Source organism: Litoreibacter janthinus, assembly GCF_900111945.1.
GTDB classification, from domain to species: Bacteria; Pseudomonadota; Alphaproteobacteria; order Rhodobacterales; family Rhodobacteraceae; genus Litoreibacter; species Litoreibacter janthinus.
Genome location: NZ_FOYO01000001.1, coordinates 3,454,085 through 3,473,966 on the forward strand (window position 1 = coordinate 3,454,085; position 19,882 = coordinate 3,473,966).

At 57.5% G+C, this 19,882-nt stretch carries 20 protein-coding genes; 11 read left to right on the top strand and 9 right to left on the bottom strand.

Annotated elements, in window-relative coordinates:
- The first annotated feature begins 20 nt into the window (after nt 1-20).
- From BM352_RS17320 to BM352_RS17335, 4 genes are all read left to right on the top strand, one after another.
- Nucleotides 21-722, top strand: coding sequence for a DUF484 family protein (locus tag BM352_RS17320; protein ID WP_090219416.1), 702 nt, complete (start codon nt 21-23; stop codon nt 720-722).
- Nucleotides 722-1,651, top strand: coding sequence for a tyrosine recombinase XerC (locus BM352_RS17325; RefSeq protein WP_090219419.1), 930 nt, complete (start codon nt 722-724; stop codon nt 1,649-1,651). Before BM352_RS17320 ends, BM352_RS17325 begins: the two co-directional genes overlap by 1 nt.
- 157 nt (nt 1,652-1,808) lie before the next feature.
- Nucleotides 1,809-2,396: a cytochrome P460 family protein gene (locus BM352_RS17330; protein WP_090219421.1), complete on the top strand. Its 588-nt coding sequence runs from the start codon at nt 1,809-1,811 to the stop codon at nt 2,394-2,396.
- Nucleotides 2,397-2,505: 109 nt separating this feature from the next.
- The gene (locus tag BM352_RS17335) at nt 2,506-3,201 is read left to right on the top strand and encodes a CDP-alcohol phosphatidyltransferase family protein (RefSeq protein ID WP_090219423.1); all 696 of its coding nucleotides are present in this window, start codon (nt 2,506-2,508) and stop codon (nt 3,199-3,201) included.
- On the opposite strand, the gene BM352_RS17340 is transcribed toward BM352_RS17335, so the two are convergent.
- From BM352_RS17340 to BM352_RS17350, 3 genes are all read right to left on the bottom strand, one after another.
- The gene (locus BM352_RS17340) at nt 3,198-3,662 is read right to left on the bottom strand and encodes a methylated-DNA--[protein]-cysteine S-methyltransferase (RefSeq protein ID WP_090219426.1); all 465 of its coding nucleotides are present in this window, start codon (nt 3,660-3,662) and stop codon (nt 3,198-3,200) included. The two genes, BM352_RS17335 and BM352_RS17340, sit on opposite strands and share 4 nt — an antisense overlap.
- A gap of 3 nt (nt 3,663-3,665) precedes the next feature.
- The gene (ileS, locus tag BM352_RS17345; protein ID WP_090219428.1) at nt 3,666-6,647 is read right to left on the bottom strand and encodes an isoleucine--tRNA ligase; all 2,982 of its coding nucleotides are present in this window, start codon (nt 6,645-6,647) and stop codon (nt 3,666-3,668) included.
- A gap of 154 nt (nt 6,648-6,801) precedes the next feature.
- Nucleotides 6,802-7,260, bottom strand: coding sequence for an Rrf2 family transcriptional regulator (locus BM352_RS17350; protein ID WP_090219430.1), 459 nt, complete (start codon nt 7,258-7,260; stop codon nt 6,802-6,804).
- Nucleotides 7,261-7,340: 80 nt separating this feature from the next.
- Between BM352_RS17350 and BM352_RS19040 the strand changes: the two genes are divergently transcribed.
- From BM352_RS19040 to BM352_RS17360, 3 genes are read left to right on the top strand one after another with little or no spacing between them, the layout of a single operon-like run.
- Nucleotides 7,341-7,514, top strand: coding sequence for a hypothetical protein (locus BM352_RS19040; protein ID WP_175500719.1), 174 nt, complete (start codon nt 7,341-7,343; stop codon nt 7,512-7,514).
- Entirely contained in the window at nt 7,499-7,921 is a 423-nt protein-coding gene (locus BM352_RS17355) for a group III truncated hemoglobin (protein ID WP_090219433.1), read from the top strand. The genes BM352_RS19040 and BM352_RS17355 overlap by 16 nt, the downstream gene beginning before the upstream one ends.
- Nucleotides 7,922-7,974: 53 nt before the next feature.
- Nucleotides 7,975-9,156, top strand: a complete 1,182-nt coding sequence (locus tag BM352_RS17360) for an FAD-dependent oxidoreductase (protein WP_090219435.1) — start codon at nt 7,975-7,977, stop codon at nt 9,154-9,156.
- On the opposite strand, the gene BM352_RS17365 is transcribed toward BM352_RS17360, so the two are convergent.
- A complete protein-coding gene (locus BM352_RS17365) occupies nt 9,153-10,136 on the bottom strand; it encodes a YcjF family protein (protein ID WP_090219437.1) in 984 nt (327 codons plus the stop codon). The genes BM352_RS17360 and BM352_RS17365 overlap by 4 nt on opposite strands.
- Nucleotides 10,133-11,536 (bottom strand): YcjX family GTP-binding protein, encoded by a 1,404-nt coding sequence (locus tag BM352_RS17370; RefSeq protein WP_090219440.1) that lies wholly within the window; start codon nt 11,534-11,536, stop codon nt 10,133-10,135. The genes BM352_RS17365 and BM352_RS17370 overlap by 4 nt, the downstream gene beginning before the upstream one ends.
- 94 nt (nt 11,537-11,630) lie before the next feature.
- Here BM352_RS17370 and truA point away from each other — a divergent pair, with 94 nt between their 5' ends.
- Nucleotides 11,631-12,437, top strand: a complete 807-nt coding sequence (gene truA, locus BM352_RS17375) for a tRNA pseudouridine(38-40) synthase TruA (protein WP_090219442.1) — start codon at nt 11,631-11,633, stop codon at nt 12,435-12,437.
- Here truA and BM352_RS17380 read toward each other — a convergent pair whose 3' ends face one another.
- From BM352_RS17380 to BM352_RS17390, 3 genes are all read right to left on the bottom strand, one after another.
- On the bottom strand, nt 12,438-13,127 hold the full coding sequence (locus BM352_RS17380; RefSeq protein WP_090219445.1) for a hypothetical protein: 690 nt from the start codon (nt 13,125-13,127) through the stop codon (nt 12,438-12,440). It abuts the gene before it with no gap.
- 358 nt (nt 13,128-13,485) lie between these two features.
- Nucleotides 13,486-14,247, bottom strand: a complete 762-nt coding sequence (locus tag BM352_RS17385; RefSeq protein WP_090219447.1) for an ABC transporter permease — start codon at nt 14,245-14,247, stop codon at nt 13,486-13,488.
- Complete coding sequence (locus BM352_RS17390) at nt 14,244-15,170, bottom strand: ABC transporter ATP-binding protein (RefSeq protein ID WP_090219450.1); 927 nt, start codon at nt 15,168-15,170, stop codon at nt 14,244-14,246. Before BM352_RS17390 ends, BM352_RS17385 begins: the two co-directional genes overlap by 4 nt.
- A gap of 244 nt (nt 15,171-15,414) precedes the next feature.
- Between BM352_RS17390 and BM352_RS17395 the strand changes: the two genes are divergently transcribed.
- Nucleotides 15,415-15,753: a hypothetical protein gene (locus BM352_RS17395; protein ID WP_090219452.1), complete on the top strand. Its 339-nt coding sequence runs from the start codon at nt 15,415-15,417 to the stop codon at nt 15,751-15,753.
- Here BM352_RS17395 and rpe read toward each other — a convergent pair.
- Complete coding sequence (rpe, locus tag BM352_RS17400; protein WP_090219455.1) at nt 15,750-16,427, bottom strand: ribulose-phosphate 3-epimerase; 678 nt, start codon at nt 16,425-16,427, stop codon at nt 15,750-15,752. The two genes, BM352_RS17395 and rpe, sit on opposite strands and share 4 nt — an antisense overlap.
- A gap of 131 nt (nt 16,428-16,558) precedes the next feature.
- On the opposite strand from rpe, the gene deoC reads away from it, so the two are divergent.
- Nucleotides 16,559-17,545: a deoxyribose-phosphate aldolase gene (gene deoC, locus BM352_RS17405; RefSeq protein ID WP_425434545.1), complete on the top strand. Its 987-nt coding sequence runs from the start codon at nt 16,559-16,561 to the stop codon at nt 17,543-17,545.
- A gap of 4 nt (nt 17,546-17,549) precedes the next feature.
- On the top strand, nt 17,550-19,850 hold the full coding sequence (locus BM352_RS17410; protein ID WP_090219457.1) for an aldehyde dehydrogenase family protein: 2,301 nt from the start codon (nt 17,550-17,552) through the stop codon (nt 19,848-19,850).
- The last annotated feature ends 32 nt before the right edge of the window (nt 19,851-19,882 follow it).

The following is a 19,882-nucleotide window of genomic DNA, read 5'->3' on the forward strand; positions in this document are numbered from 1 at the left end:
CCTAAACAAAGGCAACGAGCATGATTGAGCAGGCCGAAGTGCTGGACGCGCTGCGCAACAAGATTCTTTCTGACCCGGAAGTTATTCTGGAAGATCAAGACCTTATGCGGGCTTTGATCGATGCGAACGAGCGCTCTCTTGGCGGCAACATTGTCGACCTGCGCGGAATCGCTATGGAACGCCTGGAAAGCCGCCTTGATCGTCTTGAGGACACCCACCGTTCAGTCATCGCCGCCGCTTACGAGAATTTGGCCGGCACAAACCTCATTCACAACGCGATATTGAAAGTGCTGGAGCCTACCGATTTTCCAGCGTTTCTGACAACACTGTCAGGTGATCTTCTGGAATCGCTTCGCGTTTCCCGCTTGCGGCTGATCCTTGAGTCCAAAGAACACGACAGCCCGTCGATCGGGTTCGAAGACGTGCTGTCCATCGTCGAGCCGGGCGTTGTCGATCACTACATCACCGCTGGCCGCGACATCCCAGTGCGCCCTGTCAGCTTGCGTCAGGTCTCGCCAGCGTCTGAGGACGTTTACGGCGATAATGCCGCATACATCAAATCCGAAGCCCTGCTACGGCTAGATCTAGGCCAAGGCCGGCTGCCCGCTTTGCTGGTCATGGGCTCCGAAGACCCACATCAGTTCCGACCAAATCAAGGCACCGATTTGCTTACGTTCTTTGGCGCCGCCTTTGAGCGGGCAATCAAGCGCTGGCTGGCGTAATGCTGATCTCCGCCGCCTCCCGCGACGCGCTGGAGGGGTGGCTTATCCATCGCAAATCGCTTGACGGTGTGGCCGAGAATACGGTCGAGGCCTATCGCTGCGACGTGCTGGGCTTCTTGACTTTCATCACATCACATTTCGGCGACAGCACCGGTTTGAAGCCGCTTGCCCGTGTGAAGCCAACTGATATGCGTGCTTGGATGGCGCATGAACGCAAGCGCGGAGTTGCGGCCCGTTCCTTGGCGCGCGAGCTGTCCTCGGTCAAAAGCTTCTATCGTTGGCTGGCAGAGCGCGAAGGGTTTGAGCCGACGGCCGTGTTGGCCACCCGCTCGCCGAAGTTCCAAAAGAAGCTGCCCCGCCCGCTGGCCAAAGACGCTGCTCGCGCGATGATAGATACAGTCGACACGCAGGCATCTAAAGACTGGGTCGCCGCGCGCGATGCCGCGGTTCTGATCTTGCTTTACGGGTGCGGCTTGCGGATATCAGAGGCACTTGGTCTGACATTTGCAGACACACCATTGCCCGAAGTTCTTCGTATTACCGGTAAAGGCGGGAAAGACAGGATTGTGCCAGTGATCAATCCGGCCCGAGCCGCGGTGGACCGCTATCTCGCCGAACAGCCGTTCCCAATGCAGCGCGACGATCCCCTGTTTCGCGGTGTGCGTGGCGGCGCACTCAGCCCGCGCGTGATCGCCAAAGCGATGGAAACCGCACGGATGCAGTTAGGACTACCTGCGACAGCGACCCCACATGCGATGCGCCATTCGTTTGCGACGCATCTGTTAGAAGCTGGCGGCGATCTGCGCACCATTCAGGAACTGCTTGGCCATGCCTCCCTGTCGACAACCCAAGCCTACACAGCAGTCGACACAGCCCGCCTGATGGAGGTCTACGACAACGCGCATCCAAAGGGACTAAAGCACGGGTAAGTTAGCCAAACGTAGGGCCCAAAAAATCCAAATCCCGCTCCCCCCAAAGCAAACCTCTCACGCCATTGTGTGGTTTCGTCAGGACAGTTGTCTTGGAGATGACCACTCTCACCTGCGACAAGCTGTCAAACATCACTTTGCTGGGAGAGACCTATTCATGACCATCCGTACCTTTATTGCCGCCACTGCAACTGTCACCGCCCTTACGGCCACCGCTGCGAACGCTGCTGATTGTGCTGTCGATGTCGAAGATCCGTTTGATCTTGAGGCTGCTCAGATCGAAGAGATTTATTCCTGCCTGAAAGATGCGATGGCGGAAGGCTATGCAAAGGAAGGCGACGCGGTTGCATCGAATTTCCGCGCTTGGACTGTTACCTCAACCCGCCCTGCTGTGGCTGGTCCTCACGGAAACCGCCTGTTGCAAACCTTTGCCAACGACATCGCCGCCGCGCAGTATCTGAAATTCGAAGAAGAAGGCGTGAAGATGCCCGTTGGCTCGGTTCTGGCGAAGGAATCGATCACCATTTCAAAGAAAAAGAAGCAGGCCGTTGTTGGTCCGTTGTTCATCATGACAAAGATGGAAGACGGCTCGATCCCAGAGACTGCGGATTGGCTCTATGCCGGCATTCAGCCGAATGGCAAAGTCATGAAGATCAAGCAAAGCTTCTGCCATGATTGTCATGCAGGATATCCCGACCAAGACATGCTTGCCTATCCGCTAGAAGAGGTGCGCGTCAGCAACTAGCGCCGCGACCCGAACATGTCAGGGCGTGCCGGTCGCGGCACGCCTGCAATCTGAAACAGCACTATCCCTTGGGCTTTACAATTTGCGTCATTTTGGGCCATGAGAGGCAATGACACCGCAGATCAAAGCCCTATCCGTCCATCTTCTGACCGCCACCGGTGCCGTATTTGCCATGTTGGCGATGCTTGCAGCAGTTGATGAGAAGTGGTCTTTGATGTTCCTGTGGCTCGTCGTCGCCTTCGGCGTTGATGGCATCGACGGCCCGCTCGCCCGAAAATACGACGTGAAGCAAAACGCCCCTCAATTCGACGGTGTGTTGCTGGATCTGATCATCGATTACCTGACCTACGTGTTCATCCCAGCATTTGCGTTGTTCAAATCAGGCTTGTTCGAGGGTTGGACAGGTTGGTTCGTGATTATTGTCATCACGTTTACATCTGCCATGTATTTCGCGGACAACCGGATGAAAACAAAAGATAATTCATTCTCCGGCTTTCCGGGGTGCTGGAACATGGTGGCAATAGTCGTCTTTGCGTTGCAGCCGAATTTCTGGATCATCCTTGTACTCGTCACGGCACTCGCGATCACAATGTTCATCCCGCTCAAGTTCGTCCACCCTGTCCGAACGGAGCGCTGGAGAATGGTCACGCTGCCAACGGCATTGGCTTGGACTTTCTTCGCAGGTTGGGCCGCGTGGGTGAATTTCGACCCCCAAAGCTGGGCGCATTGGGGTCTGGTTGTGACGTCGATCTACTTGCTTTTTGCGGGTGTCGCGCAACAGGTCATCCACGGCAAAGACGGCTAAATCAGCAGCGACGCCGCGCCTTCCAGCTTCAACAGCTCGACCTTCGCCTCAACCCCGCCAGCGCCAGAGAAGCCACCCAAACCAGACGCTCCCAAAACGCGGTGACATGGGATCAGAATGGCGATCGGGTTCGCCCCACAGGCCTGCCCGATGGCTTGGGCAGATACCCCCAACTCCGCCGCCAGATCACCATAGGTCCGCGTTTCGCCATAAGGGATCGCGCACAACGCTGCATAGAATTTCTGCTGAAAACCGGAACCGCGTGGCTTCAAAGGAAGGTCGAACTGCCGTCGGTTGCCGGCAAAATACTCGTGTAGCTGAGTGACTGCTTGGCTTAAAACACCCGTCCCAGCGACATCGCCGGAACTGTTCCATTCCAACTCGACAATCGCGCCATCCCGTTCAATCAGGGTGATTGGTCCGACGGGGCTTTCAAGCCGTGCTTTCGCCCCGTCGTCCATCGTTTACTCCAGCGCTGTGTCGCAGCGCTGGCAGACACCCTCGTGGCTATGCGTGCCCACATCCGGCAGAATCTTCCAGCAGCGCTGACATTTGTCACCGTCGGCTTTGGCAAACACGACGGACACGCCATCCGCGTCTTCCAATGTGAAAGCGTCATTCGGCGCGATGTCGGTCGATACCGTTATGCCAGACGTGATGCACATGTCTTCGAAGTTGACGGTCTTCAGCACTTCGGCAACGTCTGCCCCAACGAACACAGTCGGCGCGGCTTCCAGAGACGAGCCGATGACTTTTGCCGTCCGCTCGACTTCCAAAGCCCCCGTCACAACGCGGCGCACCTTGCGCACGGTCGACCACTTGGCCGCCAGCTCGGTGTCACGCCAGTCGGCAGGCGTGTTCGGGATATCGACCAAATGCACGGAGGAGTCATCGCCCGGGAAGCGCTCAAGCCAGATTTCTTCGCAGGTGAACACCAATACAGGTGCCAGCCACGTTGTCAGCCGGTGGAACAAGATATCCAGCACCGTGCGGGCTGCGCGGCGACGAACAGTATCGCCGTCGCAATACAGCGCGTCTTTGCGGATGTCGAAATAGAACGCCGACAAGTCCACGGTCGCAAAGGTAAAGATCGCCTGAAACACGCCTTGGAAATCGTACTTGGCGTAGCCTTCGCGCACGACCCCGTCCAGTTCGGACAGGCGATGCAGCACCCAGCGCTCCAGCTCCGGCATGTCGGCCGCCTCAATGCGGTCGGCCTCTGTGAAATCGCTGAGCGAGCCCAGCATATACCGCATCGTATTGCGCAATCGGCGGTAGCTATCCGCCACGCCCTTTAGGATTTCGTCCCCGATCCGCAGATCGGCGGTGTAGTCCGACTGCGCAACCCACAGACGCAGGATGTCCGCGCCGTATTGCTGCACAACTTTTTCAGGCGCCACGGTGTTGCCGACGGATTTGGACATCTTCATGCCCTTCTCGTCCAAAGTGAACCCGTGGGTCAGAACGCCGCGATAGGGGGCACGCCCGATGGTCCCGCAGGCCTGCAACATCGACGAGTGGAACCAGCCGCGGTGTTGGTCGGTGCCTTCTAGGTAGAGATCTGCCAGACCGTCTTCGGAGCCGTCATCGCGGTCGCGCAACGTGAACGCGTGGGTGGAGCCGGAATCGAACCACACATCCAAGATGTCCATCACCTGATTGTAGTCATCGGGGTTCACGATACCGCTCAGGAACCGCTCTTTCGCACCGTCTTTGTACCACGCGTCCGCGCCTTCGGCCTCGAAAGCTTCTAAGACGCGGGCGTTCACCTCTTCATTGCGAAGCAGGAAGTCCGCGTCATCCGGCTTGGCCCCGACCTTGGTAAAGCAGGTCAGCGGCACGCCCCACGCACGTTGGCGGGACAGCACCCAGTCGGGCCGCGCCTCGATCATCGAAAAGAGACGGTTGCGACCTGTCTTTGGCGTCCACGTCACAAGCTCGTCAATGCTGCGCAAAGCGCGGTCACGGATGGTTTTGCCATAGGTATCCTGACCGTCGCCGACCTCGCGGTCGATCGCGGCAAACCATTGCGGCGTGTTCCGATAGATCACCGGAGCTTTGGAGCGCCACGAATGTGGGTAACTATGCGTCAGACGTCCCCGTGCCATCAGAAGATTGCCGGAGGCCAGAACCTCGATCACCGCCTTGTTCGCATCGCCCTCTTTGCCATTCGGCTTGAGGATTGCCTTACCGCCAAACAGCGGCAAGTCCGCGCGGTAGGAGCCGTCTTCCATGACGTTATAGGTCATCGGAAGGCCAAACTTCAGGCCGATCTGATAGTCGTCATCCCCATGCGAAGGTGCTGTGTGCACGAAGCCCGTACCTGCATCGTCGGTGACATGGTCACCGGGCAGCATCGGGACATCGTAATCCCACTCGCCCTGCCCGTCTGGCACGCCGCGCAGCGGGTGCTTGCAGGTCAAGGCTCCCAGTACCGCTGGCGATGCATCGCGCAGCCGCTCGAACCCGTCCACGCGAGCTTGTGCAAAGATCGCTTCCGCAAGCGCATCCGCCATCAGGTACTTTTCGCCAACCTTGGCCCAATTGTCCTCTGCGGCCTCGGACACCCGATACAGCCCGTAGCTGATCTTCGGACCAAAACAGACCGCGCGGTTCTGCGGGATAGTCCAAGGAGTCGTCGTCCAAATCACCACATTGGTGTTGGCGAACTCGGCACCGATTTCCTGCGCAGCCGCGGAGGTTTTGCTGTCGTCCCCACCGGTGATTTCGGCCACCAAAGCCTCTGTTCCCGCGATGCCGATCACTGGGAATTTCACCCAGATCATATCAGATTTGTGGTCGTGATATTCGACTTCAGCCTCTGCCAATGCGGTTTTCTCGACTGGCGACCACATGACCGGCTTGGAACCTTGATACAGCGTGCCCGTCATCAGGAACTTTTGGAACTCTTCGGCGATCACGCGCTCCGCGTGGAAGTTCATCGTCAGGTACGGATCGTCCCAATTGCCGGTGACGCCCAGACGCTTGAACTCCTCGCGCTGGATGTCGACCCAGCCCGCGGCGAACTCGCGGCATTCTTGGCGGAACTCCACCACGTCCACAGCGTCTTTGTCCTTGCCCTTGGAGCGGTATTTCTCTTCGATTTTCCACTCGATCGGCAGACCGTGGCAATCCCAGCCCGGGATATAACGCGCGTCACGCCCCATCATTTGCTGCGAGCGGACAACCATATCCTTCAGGATTTTGTTCAGCGCGTGGCCGATATGCAGATGCCCGTTGGCATAGGGCGGGCCGTCATGCAGCGTGAAAGGTTGGCGTGTCTCGGCGCGGGCTTTCTCGCGCAGCTTTTCGTAAACACCGATCGCAGCCCAGCGTTCCAACCAGCCCGGCTCGCGCTTGGGAAGGCCCGCGCGCATCGGGAAGTCGGTCTTGGGAAGGTTCAGCGTGTCTTTATAGGAAACGGTTTCGGTGGTGTCGGCGCACATGTCAGGCGTCCTTTGTCGTCGAATTGGTAATACGGAATGGGGACGGTGCGAGCAGCTCAAACACCTTGGCCCGGCGTCTCATCTGGATCAGAGCGCCGGGGATATAATTCGAATAATGACGGTATAACAGGTCATGTGCCGCTTATAGCCTTGGCTATGCAGGTTCGTCCAGTGCGCTTGCAGCATCCATCCCAAGCAACCTTGCCAGTCTGCCTCGCTGTTGACTGACGCCCTCCAGAGTGTAGCCGTCCAATACTGTGAAGAAGGCTTCTTGCGCCTCCCCCAAAGGCCCGCGCAAACCGCAGGCAGGGGTAATCACGCAAGCACCGTTGTTAGCAAAGCACTCTGCCACAGACGAATTGCGCGTGAGTTTGCGCACAACAGCACCAATTCGGATCTCGCTTGCAGGTTTCGCCAAACTTAGCCCGCCCGAGCGGCCGCGTGTGGATTTTACGAACCCTTCCGAGGCCAAGGCCGTTGCCACTTTGGAAAGGTGATGCTCGGATAGAGAGAACTTCGTCGCGATTTCGGTCACCGAGGCTCTGCCGGTGTCACAGACGTTGAGGTAAATCAGGACACGCAGCCCATAGTCGGTGAATTTATCAAGTTGCATACAGCTTAATTAGCATTTGCAATGCGCAATTAAAAGCGATAGTTATTCCGCATCTTAAATACCCAATAAGGGGAAACTACATGTCCGTTGCTTCCACCGCCGAGAAGGTCGCCGATATCCTGCTTTGGCCGGGCACCAAAATCTGCCAGTACCTTGGCGTGCCGCCGACCGACGACATGGGCCTGATCCGCTCCATGTTTAACATGCTGATCTACCTCTGCGTCCTTCTTCCGATTGTATGGATCGTTCTTTGACAGCCCAACCACCCCGTTTCGACATCACGCCTCACCAAATCGACAACGTTGTGATGAAATTCTATGGGCGGGTCCGCGCTGATTCCGTGCTCGGCCCCGTTTTCGCGGCGCATGTGCCAGAGGGCGGCTGGCCCGCACATGAGTCCAAGATCGCAAGCTTCTGGCGCAACGCTATCCTGTATGAGCGCAGCTATGACGGAAACCCAATGCAAAAGCACATGGCCGCGCGGGACGTCCATGGTGAGCATTTCCCGCGCTGGCTGTCGCTGTTCGATGGGGTCCTATCACAGGAACTGCCGCCGGAAACCGCGCGCGCCTTCTCCGCACTGGCACATCGGATTGCCCGCGGACTGCGCATGGGGGTCGAGGATTTGCGCGCCCCTGCAGGAGCACCACCAAGCCTCTAACTGCGTTCATTTATCCCATGACGTCCAAGACTTAACCACCTAAGTTGCGGGGTATGAGCTATAATATCGCTATCGCAGGCGCCGGCATTGGGGGCCTTACTGCCGCGGCCCTTTTGTCACGACAGGGTCATCAAATTAGCATTTACGACCAGTTCGACGCACCCCGACCCGTCGGGTCTGGACTTGTGGTGCAACCTGTCGGCCAAGCGGTCCTAAATGAGATCGGCGCAGGCGATGCGGCCCGCGCCAAGGGCAATCCGCTGCGGCGCATGCTGGGCCATGAAGCGGACAACGGTCGCCGCGTCCTTGATGTGACCTACGATCACGATCCGGACGGCGCGCATTTCGGCCTCGCTATTCACCGCGCCAGCTTGTTCGACGTTCTGCATCGCGCCGCGACAGAGGCTGGCGTCGCCATCACCCCGTCGCACTCGATCACCGGCTACAAAGACGGTCATCTGCATTTTGACGGTCGCGCACCAGAAGGCCCGTTTGATCTTGTGATCGACAGCTCAGGCGCGTCATCGCCGCTGTCGCCGATCCAAGCAAGACCCCTGCCATATGGCGCGATCTGGGGCACCGTGCCGTGGCGCGAGTGCGGACTGCCACAGGATCAACTGACGCAGGTCTATCGCCGCGCAGACCGGATGATCGGCGTCATGCCGTCGGGCACATTGCCTGACTCTGACAACCAGCAGGCCGCAATCTTCTGGTCGATGCCGCGCAACGCATATGAAGCATGGCGCACACATCCCCTTTCGGACTGGCAGGAGGAAATCGCGCAGCTTTGGCCTGAGGCGCAACCGATCTTCAGTCAGATCACCAGCCATGACCAAATGACTATGGCCCGCTACGCGCATGGCACGTTGCGCAGGCCCTATTCAGACGGGCTCGCCATCATTGGCGATGCCGCCCACAAAGCTTCACCGCAATTGGGACAAGGGGCGAATATGGCCATGCTGGATGCCTCGGCGTTGGCCAAGGCGCTAGCACAATATCCTTTGCTGGATGCCCTGCCCGCCTACGCCATGGCACGGCGTTGGCATGTGCGCATCTATCAGGCGATGTCATGGGCGTTTACGCCGCAGTATCAGTCCGACAGCCGCATTCTTCCCGCCCTAAGGGATCGCGCGCTTTTTCCAGTTAGCCAGATCCCACCGGTCCCGAAGATACTTACCCGACTTGTACGTGGCGACATGATACCCCCTATGGCATCCCTTACCCCACGCGATTAGCCCGTCGGGAAAAGTCCCGTCAGAGCACGGCGCACAAGCCCTGAGACGGAGGGTTTGGCTTGCGTGGTGTATGGCAACGGCCGGCACACATCCATTGCAGCGACACCGACACGCGCGGTCAAAGCCCCGTTGATCACACCTTCACCAAAGCGGCGTGACAGCTTGGACAGGACGCCCCCACCGGCGATGGAGCCGATCAGGTCGTCACCCACAGCGACAGCTCCGGTGGCAACCAAATGCGTCAGAACCGCTCGCGTCAGACGCCAGCTTCCCAATGTACCAGACCGCCCGCCATAGATTTCGGCAATGCGTCGGATCATCCTGAGGTTAGATGTCAAGGCCGCGACCAAATCTGCAAGCGCCAAGGGCACAATGGCTGTAACGGTCGCCACTTGGCGTGCCGCAGCCTCAACTTCCAAACGGGCCAAGGCATCCAGCGGCACAAGCAGCTGCGTTTCCGCCTCGCCCAAGACTGCGTCCGCATCGAACTTGTCTCCGTCACGCGCCCTCACTGCGGCGCGGCCAGCCTCCAGTTCCGGCCGGTTCGCATAGAGCGTCATCAGGCGCGCCGACACCGCACGGGATGCCTTTAGATCACCCGTCGCAAGAGCAGATTCAGCCTCTTTGCGAAGCCCGTCGATTTTCTTTAGCCTTCCAATCGCCAGCCACTCTTTTCCGGCGATCAACAGCAACGCCAGAACAAACAAGCCTGTCAGCCCAACTGCAATCGCGCCAAGGATCGGGCTGCGTTCTATCAGTCCGTTGACGAAATCCCATGCCGCGACACTCGCCACAAAGCTCACCAACGCCACCAAAGCAGACCAGAAGAACTTGGCCAGACGAGACGGCTTGCGCGCGGCCAATGCCGCAACCGACTGCATCGCGCGGCCTTGCGGCACCTCGTCAGCAATTACAGGGGCCGTCGCAGGGGTTATCGCAGCAGGTTCATCAAGCTCGATCAATACAGGGCGTTTGCTCATCTCAAACGATCTCCAATCAAAAATTCGGCGGCGCGGTCTAGCCTGATATGGGGCGGCCCTTCCCCCGGTGCCAGATCCAGCTTTGCCGGAGCAAAATTCATCACCGAGTATTCAGCATCTAACCACGCCTGTGCCCCATCGCGCGCTGCGCCGATAATTTTGGCTGGATCGGACGGCAGGTCACCGGGGTAGAAAGCAGCTTGCTTGCCGGTGTCCATCAACCGACCGCGTACGACATCAAGCCCTTGAAGGTGGTCCTCTGTCGTGGCGCGTAGCGCCGCGATCGACATAGCTTGCGTCTTCGCACCAGCAAAGTCGGCGCGGTCGCGCGCGTCCCGCAAAAGCGCCTCCATGATTGCTGTCAGGCGCCCGTGTTGCGAGTGGTGCAAGTGGTCTGCTTTGGTCGCGGCGAAAAGAATCTTTTCGACACGTTTGCCAAACAACATCTGCGACAGCCACGCGTTCGCCCCAGGCCTGAACGCCCCAAGGATATCCGCCATAGCATTTCGCAAATCATCTACCGCCTGTGGCCCCGCATGGATCGCGCCTAATGCGTCCACAAGCACCACTTGCCGGTCGATGCGGGAGAAGTGATCACGAAAGAACGGCTTCACCACCTTGGACTTATAAGCCTCGAAGCGCCGCTCGAACTCTCGATACAACGAGCCACGTCGCGCTTTTTCGGGCGAAGGCAACGGGGCAAAGGTCAGCACCGGCGATCCTGCGAGGTCACCCGGCAGCAAGAACCGACCCGGAGTGTAGTCAGAAAACCCTGCATCGCGGATCGCTTGTAGATATGCAGTGTAAGCCTCGGCAATCCGCTTGGCCTGCGGCTCATCAAGCCTACCAGCGCCATCAGTTGATCGCGCCAAAGATGCAAAAGACGCCCCTGCATCGCGGGTGTCCGCACGCGTCAGAGCCTCTTGCGACCATTCTGCGTAAGACTTTTCCATAAGGCCCAAGTCCAGCAGCCACTCCCCGGGGTAGTCCACAATATCTAGATGCACCGTGCGCGGCCCCGAGACCATGCCCATCAAGCCCGTCGGTTGCACGCGCATCGACAAACGCAATTCTGATATCGAGCGTGTCGAGACAGGCCATTTCGGCTCTGCCCCCGTAAGCGCAGCTAAATGGCTCTCGAAGTCGAAACGCGGGATTGTGTCATCGGGTTGCGGGTGCAGGTAAGCGGCTTGAATGCCACCATCCGCTGCCGCGCGTAGCTGCCCCATGCGGGCGCGGTCCATTAGGTTCGCAATCAGCGACGTGATGAACACTGTCTTGCCTGCACGGCTCAGACCCGTGACGCCCAGCCTGATTGTAGGCTCGAAAACTCCAGTGACAGACTGCGTCGCACCCTCGACACTACGGCCAATGCTATCAACAATATCGTAAAGTATCACGTCTGCCCCTTGGGTTGTTACAGACTACATAAGGCGCGCGAGGCGCTGTGTGTAGGGCCTTGGCACGACGTCATACTCAGGTTACCTGTCTGCCATGCCCCGATATGCACTAAAAATCGAATATAACGGTCAGCCGTTCAATGGATGGCAACGTCAAGATGGCCAGCCAACAGTGCAAGGCGCGATCGAGGATGCTTTGCGCAAATTGCAGCCGGACTTCGACAAGATCGCCGCCGCCGGGCGCACCGATACAGGAGTTCACGGACTGGCGCAGGTCGCCCATGCGGACCTGTCACGCGATTGGGAGGTGTTCCGTCTCAATGAAGCGCTGAATTACCACCTCAAGCCGCATCCCATTTCGATTCTCGAGGTGGCAAAGGTCGCTGACGACTGGCATGCTCGCTTCGACGCGACCGAGCGGCGTTACTGGTTCCGGTTGCTCTATCGCCGCGCACCTGCAACCCATGACAAAGGCCTTGTGTGGCAGATCAATTATCCCCTTGAGATAAATCCGATGCGTGAGGCGGCGAGCAATCTAATCGGACAGCATGATTTTACCACGTTCCGCTCCTCGACCTGTCAGGCGCTGTCTCCTGTGAAAACTCTCGATGCCCTTGAAATCGAAGAGATAGAAGTCCCTTACGGCGCGGAGTATCGTTTCTCGATCCGCGCGCGTAGCTTCCTGCACAATCAGGTCCGCAGCTTTGTCGGGTCTTTGGAGCGTGTCGGTTGCGGGTCTTGGACCCCGATCCAAATGAAACATGCTTTAGAGGCCCGTGACCGCGCGGCCTGCGGCCCGGTTTGTCCGGCAGCAGGTTTGTATTTGGCAGGCGTCGGATATCAGTCAGATCCCTTCATTGGCGCGTCCAATGAACCAAGGCGCAGCCGACGCGAGACCTGATCAGTCCACCAGTGTAGCGCGATTGCATTCGGGCGAAAGACGAGCGTCAGGCTCTGCCTGCGCCTGCTTCGCGGCATCCTCTTGGCAACCGGCCACGTAACGCTGCAACAATCCGGTATAGAATTGTATTTCCTTGCGCTGCTCAGCCAGTTTTTGAAGTCGTGCTTCAATCTCGTCACCATGGTCCATCAAGATACCTTTCGAGCTGGGCTCTGTCAGGGACATCATGTCGAAAATTGGAGTTACAATATCGCTCAAAACTTCTACTGCGATGCGCTCTCGCACGGCAGCTGGTGTTAACTCGGTCGACGCCTCGAAGTTCAGCAACTGTCCGGCGTCGCCAATATATCTCTTGAAGAAAAGCGTGATGCCCCGTGGTTCACCACCTTCGATTACTGGTTGGATGCGTAGGCCCGACAAGCCAACGCCTGCTCCCGAAAACGCGAATCCTGGCAGCTGAACCGAACGCGTCTGATCTGTTTGGCCTTGCAAAAGCTCTGTTAGGCAGTCCGCAAACCGAGGCACAAAAACGCTCTCGATCGCCCGATAGCTTCGGAAGGCATAGCTTTTTCGCATATCGTCTGTCTCGACTTCAACCGACCGGACTCGATAAGCACCGGCCAGCTCTCTCGACAGCGCGACAACCAGGCTTTCGCCCGACAGTGAACAAAGGATTCTTGAGGTAAACATGAGCGCTCTCGATCTTCGTGAAAAAACAAACAAGTAGACTAATTAACGGTGTCGATGATCCGGAATTGCCACGCAAGACTGACATAGAAAAGATTAACAAAGCGTTTACTTTCCCTTAATTTCCCGAACTCGGTTCGAGTGGGCCTGCAGATCAAATCTTTCAGAAACATACGCATTAAACATATTTTTCAAAGACTTAGAGATACGGTCAATACGACGGTCTTTCGACTGGCTGAGCAAAAACCGGTCCTAATGATCTGCCGAAGCGTTAAGCTTCCTCTAAACTGGGTTTGAACAGATGAGCGGCACCGAGTTTGTCCTTTTCACCGTCCAAACAAGCGGTCGGGCGGGATCGCTCTCAACCTTTCAGTCGGTAACCTGTTTTAAATATCCATCCAATCACTGCAATGCAGATGCCCGTAAACAAGGCAATTGCGAACAGGCTTATCCCAATCGAAACCTCTGCGGTGCCGAAGAAAGACCACCTGAATCCGGACACGAGATACACCACGGGGTTGAACATGGCGACGGATTGCCATGCGGGCGGAAGCATTGAGATCGAATAAAAAGACCCGCCCAAGAAAACCAACGGTGTAATCACGAGTAAGGGAATCAACTGGAGTTGCTCGAAGTTCTTAGCCCAAATCCCGATGATGAACCCCAATAGGGAAAAGCTGAAACACGTCAAAGTCAAAAACGCGACCATAGCGACGGGGTGCACAATGTTCAGATCAACAAACAGATGCGCAGTGGCAAGTATGATCAAGCCGACCATCAGAGCCTTTGAAGCCGCAGCGCCGACATAGCCTATCATTATTTCCACGAATGACACAGGCGCAGACAGCAACTCGTAAATTGTGCCCACAAACTTCGGAAAATAAATGCCAAAGCTGGCATTCGCCGTGCTCTGCGTCATCACCGACAGCATGATCAAACCCGGGACGATAAACGCGCCGTAGCTGACGCCCTCGACCGACTCGATGCGGGAGCCGATCGCAGCACCAAACACCACGAAATAGAGCGAGGTTGAGATCACTGGAGAGATGAAGCTTTGCAACAAGGTGCGAAAAAACCGTGTCATCTCAAAAACGTAGATTGCCTTTATCGCAGTCAAATTCACGACGCGCCCTCCACCAAACCGACGAAAATATCCTCAAGTGAGGATTGTGATGTCGAAACATCTTTCAGGATTAGCCCCTGCTCCGCCAGATCGCTAAGCAGTGCCGTAATACCCGTCCGCTCACTATGAGTATCGTAGGAATAGACAAGGCTTTCGCCGTTTGCTCCAAGCTTCAGGTCGTAACGCGCCAAAGCCTCAGGAATCTCCGTCACTGGCGCTTGAAGTTCGATCCGAAGTTCCTTTCGACCCATTTGCGCCATCAAATCTGCCTTATCGCTAACAAGAAGAATTTCACCGCCATTGATGACGCCCACTCGGTCTGCGATGGCTTCAGCCTCTTCGATATAATGGGTTGTTAGAATTATGGTCACGCCGTCCGCTTGCAAGCCGCGCACGATTCCCCACATGTCCTTGCGGAGTTCTACATCAACTCCCGCTGTAGGCTCATCCAGAAACAACACGCGCGGCTCGTGGCTCAGCGCCTTGGCGATCAGAACACGGCGTTTCATGCCACCGGACAGTTCTTTGACGCGGGCATCTTTCTTGTCCCAGAGTGACAGCTGCCGCAAAACACGTTCGATATAGGCGTCGTTTCGCGGTTTGCCGAACAGCCCGCGTGAGAACCGCACGGAGTTGATGACAGTCTCAAAGGGCTCCAATGCAATTTCCTGCGGAACCAACCCAATCAGCCGTCGTGCTGCCCGAAAGTCACGGACGATGTCATGCCCTCCCACCGTGATGGAGCCTGAAGAGGCGTTGACCATGCCGCAAATCACTGAAATCAGGGTGGTTTTCCCTGCACCATTCGGGCCAAGCAACGCAAGAATCTCACCCTGCTCGATATCCAATGACACCCCTTTGAGGGCCTGAAATCCGCCCTCATAGGTCTTTGTGACGTCCTTGGCTTGTACAATTGCTGACATGCGTCCCCCGATTAAAACTCACGGGTGTTGTAGGCAGCGGCGCCCCGAAGGGAAAGCCAGAGTTCTGTGCAGGAACGTAAGGGGGCTGTGCAACGCATCTCTGTGCGTTGATTTGTATAAACATTTGGTTAAATTCGTCGTAACGTTCTATGCCGCACGAAGTATTTTATAACGCTTCACTGTCAACTGTTTGGCCCGCCCCCTTTGGTGGAAAGTGAATTTTAACGATTAGGACGAAGACTAGGTGAGCCTTCAGCAAATCGACACGATGGTGGACTTCGCGATTGCAGAGGTGTCGACCACACCGGACGGCCATCGCTCTGTCGTGCGTGATCTGGCCCGGAAATGGCCTGATGTCACTGGCGCGCAAATTGTATTTGTTCTCGTGAGCGCCGCCCACGCAATTGAACAGGTTTTCGGCGCCGAACCAGAGCCACGTGCGGAAGTACAGCAAACCTTCCGCGTGGCAGCCCTGCTTTCCAGCGACCTTTTCGCCCTTCAAATGCGAGGGAATTTCGCGCCCACTGGCCGCGATCTCTCAATATATTGGCGCGAAGAGGACCCGTTTTTCTTGAAGCTCTAGCTGTAGGACGCGCGAATTGCGCGCATGTTTTCTCCATAGGGCGCCGGATCGCTGACCGAGCCACCTTTAAAGACGGCTGATCCTGCTACCAACACATCTGCACCAGCTTTCACCAGACCTGGAGCAGTCACAGGTGTCACGCCGCCGTCGATCTCAATATGAACGGGCCGATCACCGATCATTTCGCGCAACTCGATAACTTTGCTTTCTAGCGGGATGAAGCTTTGGCCGCCGAAACCGGGGTTCACAGTCATGACGCACACCAAATCCACCACGTCCAGCAAATGCGCGATGGCCGACGCAGGTGTGCCCGGGTTCAAGGCAACCCCCGCTTTTGCGCCAGCGCCGCGAATAGCCTGCAATGTGCGGTGAATATGCGGGCCAGCTTCAACATGGGCAGTGATGATATCTGCGCCAGCTTTGGCAAAGTCCTCAATGTAGGCATCGACGGGTGCAATCATCAGATGCACATCCATGACGGTTTTGATATGGGGCCGGATCGCGGCACAGGTCGACGGACCAAAGGTGATATTAGGCACGAAATGGCCGTCCATAACGTCCACATGGATCCAATCAGCGCCCTGCGCCTCGACTGCAACGATTTCGGCACCGAAATTGGCGAAATCCGCCGCAAGAATGGAGGGGGCGATTTTTACGGTACGGTCGATGGTCATAGCAGAATCCCTTTGTGCATCTGTCGCCCCGTCCTAACCTGCAGGCTCCCGCTTGGGAAGGTAGGCTGCGTCTTGCAACAATCCCGCGCACGTGCCACGTTTCGTCCTTCTCCACCCGAAGGACGCCAATTGTGAGCACCCTGACACAGACCCCGACGCAACTGCCGCAAGTGCATCTGCCCCGCAATCCTGGAATGGCGCTTGATCTTGATTGGGTCGCGCGGGTCCAAGCGAACACGTCGGCCATTGAGCGCCGTGCGGCAACGCTCCCCGGACGACGGAGCGTCAAAAAAGATTACCAAGCGGCGTGGCTTGTAAAAGCCGTCACTTGCATCGATCTCACAACGCTGTCCGGCGACGACACCGTAGGCCGTGTTAGGCGCCTTTGCGCAAAAGCCCGCCAACCTATTCGCGCGGACATACAAGAGGCACTTGGCATAAGCGGCATCCACACTGGGGCTGTATGCGTTTACCATGATATGATCGAAATTGCTGTGCAGGCTCTGGACGGCACGGGCATACCTGTCGCCGCCGTGTCCACCGGTTTTCCGGCGGGATTGTCCCCGTTCCATCTGCGCGTGGCTGAGATTGAAGAAAGCGTCAAAGCTGGCGCGCGCGAGATCGACATTGTGATCTCGCGCCGCCATGTGCTGACACAAAACTGGCAGGCGCTTTATGACGAAATGCGCGCCTTTCGTGCGGCGTGTGGTGATGCCCATGTGAAAGCCATTCTGGCCACCGGCGAGTTGGGCAGCTTGCGAAATGTCGCGCGTGCTTCATTGATTTGCATGATGGCAGGCGCCGATTTCATCAAAACATCGACTGGTAAGGAAAGCGTCAACGCAACCCTGCCCGTCAGCCTCGTGATGATCCGCGCTATTCGCGACTATTATGACGCCACAGGATTCCACATCGGATACAAGCCTGCGGGCGGCATCTCTAAAGCGAAAGACGCGATAACCTATCTGGCCCTGATGAAGGACGAGTTGGGCCACCGCTGGCTGCAACCCGATCTGTTTCGTTTCGGGGCCTCGTCGCTGCTGAACGATATCGAACGCCAACTAGAGCACTACGTCACCGGCGCATATTCCGCCTCCTACCGTCACCCAATGGGCTAAGCACATGACCGTAAAAAACATCCTCGAGACCATGGACTATGGCCCCGCCCCTGAAAGCGCTGCGGAGGCGCTAGCTTGGCTGGACAGCAAATCCCGACAGTTTGGGCACTACATTGACGGCAAATTTACCGCGCCCACACAGGACTTCACATCAAAGAACCCTGCCACTGGCGAAGTCCTCGCCCGTTTATCCCAAGCCCGGCAAGACGACATAGACACCGCCGTAATTGCCGCCCGAAAAGCGCAAAAATCTTGGGCCAAGTCCGGCCACACACGGGCGAAGTACCTGTATGCCTTAGCGCGCGCATTACAGAAGCACGCTCGGCTTTTCGCTGTTCTGGAGACCCTAGACAACGGCAAACCGATCCGCGAGAGCCGCGACATCGACGTGCCACTGGCGCAGCGCCATTTCTACCATCATGCGGGTTATGCTCAATTGATGGATGCGGAACTTCCCGACCGCGAACCGCTAGGGGTATGCGGCCAGATCATCCCGTGGAACTTCCCGCTGCTGATGCTCGCATGGAAAATCGCGCCCGCCTTGGCCATGGGTAACACCGTGGTTCTGAAGCCTGCGGAATACACATCGCTGACCGCGTTGCTGTTTGCCGAGATATGCGAGCAAGTCGGCCTACCTAAAGGCGTCGTGAACATCGTGACTGGTGATGGCGCAGTGGGGGAGATGATTACCGCGTCGGGCGTGGACAAGCTCGCCTTTACTGGCTCCACCGAAGTCGGCCGGATCATCCGCAAGGCGACTGCGGGATCGGGCAAAGCTCTCAGCCTCGAATTGGGCGGCAAGTCCCCCTACATCGTCTTCGACGATGCGGACATCGACAGCGCTGTCGAAGGGTTGGTCGATGCCATTTGGTTCAACCAAGGGCAAGTCTGCTGCGCGGGCTCGCGCCTGTTGGTGCAAGAAGGCGTTGCCGACACGTTTTACCGTAAGCTGAAATCCCGCATGGACGGGCTGCGCATTGGCGACCCGCTGGACAAGTGTATTGATGTCGGCGCGATTGTCGACCCGATCCAGCGCGCAACCATCGCGGATATGGTCGCCTCCAACACGGAGGGCGAAACATACCAAACTACCGCCCCGGACGGATGCTTTTACCCGCCAACGCTGATCACGGGCCTCACCACGTCCTCGAACCTTATGCAGGAAGAAATCTTCGGCCCCGTCTTGGTGTCGACCACGTTCCGCACACCCGCGGAGGCCGTCGCAATGGCCAATGACACCCGCTACGGGCTTGCCGCGACAGTATGGACCGAGAATGTGAACCTGGCGCTCGACATCGCACCACAGCTGGTCGCAGGGATTGTGTGGGTTAACTCCACCAACCTCATGGACGCTGCCGCAGGTTTCGGAGGCGTTCGCGAAAGCGGCTTCGGTCGCGAAGGCGGATGGGAGGGGTTGTCCAGCTATACAAGAGCAAAGAACGCCCCGAAACCAGCCAAGCCTGTCGCAGCGTTTGAGGGTAAGGGCGGGCTTTCAGACCCTATCGACCGCACCGCGAAACTTTACATCGGCGGCAAGCAAGCGCGCCCCGATGGCGGGTATTCCCGCATCGTTTACGGCCCGAAGGGTGATGCCTTGGGGGAGGTATCGCTGGCCAACCGCAAGGATCTGCGCAATGCCGTCGAAGCAGCGCACAAGGCGAACGGGTGGTCTAAAACCACAGGTCATCTGCGCGCGCAAATCCTCTATTACATGGCTGAGAACCTATCTGCCCGTGCCTCCGAATTCGCGGATCGGATCAAATCCATGACAGGCAAGCAAGGACGGGACGAGGTCGAGGATGCACTTCAGACCCTGTTCACTTATGCTGCTTGGGCCGACAAATATGACGGGCAAGTTCACGGCGTCCCCATCCGCGGCGTTGCGCTGGCCATGAAGGAGCCGGTGGGCGTTATCGCAGCGCTTTGCGATCAACGCCCCTTGGCAGGCCTGCTCGAGGTGATCGCCCCCGCAATGGCAATGGGCAATCGGGTAGTCGCATCCGTCTCCGAGGTTTTCCCGCTGGCGGCGACTGATTTCATACAGATACTAGAGACCTCCGACGTCCCTGCCGGGGTCGTCAACCTGCTGACCGGCGACCACAAGGACGTGGCGCAGCATATGGGAGCGCATATGGATATTGACGCGGTTTGGAGCTTCTCGGATCCGCGCCATGCCGCAGCAATTGAAGCCGCCTCCGCAAGCAACCTGAAACGAACATTGATCGCTCCTGTTCCCGGTGCCGCCAAGACGATGCTGGACGCCGCGACCGAGGTGAAAAACATCTGGGTGCCCTACGGCGAATAACGCAAAACCAAACTTTCGTTGAACGTTTGTAC

What these genes read in the sequence shown, in the direction of transcription:
- BM352_RS17360 (WP_090219435.1), top strand. Translation starts at nt 7,975, where the DNA reads ATGAGCTATAATATCGCTATCGCAGGCGCCGGCATTGGGGGCCTTACT.
- BM352_RS17320 (WP_090219416.1), top strand. Translation starts at nt 21, where the DNA reads ATGATTGAGCAGGCCGAAGTGCTGGACGCGCTGCGCAACAAGATTCTT.
- BM352_RS17340 (WP_090219426.1), bottom strand. Translation starts at nt 3,662, where the DNA reads ATGGACGACGGGGCGAAAGCACGGCTTGAAAGCCCCGTCGGACCAATC.
- BM352_RS17410 (WP_090219457.1), top strand. Translation starts at nt 17,550, where the DNA reads ATGACCGTAAAAAACATCCTCGAGACCATGGACTATGGCCCCGCCCCT.
- BM352_RS17365 (WP_090219437.1), bottom strand. Translation starts at nt 10,136, where the DNA reads ATGAGCAAACGCCCTGTATTGATCGAGCTTGATGAACCTGCTGCGATA.
- BM352_RS17350 (WP_090219430.1), bottom strand. Translation starts at nt 7,260, where the DNA reads ATGCAACTTGATAAATTCACCGACTATGGGCTGCGTGTCCTGATTTAC.
- BM352_RS17325 (WP_090219419.1), top strand. Translation starts at nt 722, where the DNA reads ATGCTGATCTCCGCCGCCTCCCGCGACGCGCTGGAGGGGTGGCTTATC.
- BM352_RS17355 (WP_090219433.1), top strand. Translation starts at nt 7,499, where the DNA reads ATGGATCGTTCTTTGACAGCCCAACCACCCCGTTTCGACATCACGCCT.
- BM352_RS17330 (WP_090219421.1), top strand. Translation starts at nt 1,809, where the DNA reads ATGACCATCCGTACCTTTATTGCCGCCACTGCAACTGTCACCGCCCTT.
- ileS (WP_090219428.1), bottom strand. Translation starts at nt 6,647, where the DNA reads ATGTGCGCCGACACCACCGAAACCGTTTCCTATAAAGACACGCTGAAC.
- BM352_RS17380 (WP_090219445.1), bottom strand. Translation starts at nt 13,127, where the DNA reads ATGTTTACCTCAAGAATCCTTTGTTCACTGTCGGGCGAAAGCCTGGTT.
- rpe (WP_090219455.1), bottom strand. Translation starts at nt 16,427, where the DNA reads ATGACCATCGACCGTACCGTAAAAATCGCCCCCTCCATTCTTGCGGCG.
- truA (WP_090219442.1), top strand. Translation starts at nt 11,631, where the DNA reads ATGCCCCGATATGCACTAAAAATCGAATATAACGGTCAGCCGTTCAAT.
- BM352_RS17335 (WP_090219423.1), top strand. Translation starts at nt 2,506, where the DNA reads ATGACACCGCAGATCAAAGCCCTATCCGTCCATCTTCTGACCGCCACC.
- BM352_RS19040 (WP_175500719.1), top strand. Translation starts at nt 7,341, where the DNA reads ATGTCCGTTGCTTCCACCGCCGAGAAGGTCGCCGATATCCTGCTTTGG.
- BM352_RS17390 (WP_090219450.1), bottom strand. Translation starts at nt 15,170, where the DNA reads ATGTCAGCAATTGTACAAGCCAAGGACGTCACAAAGACCTATGAGGGC.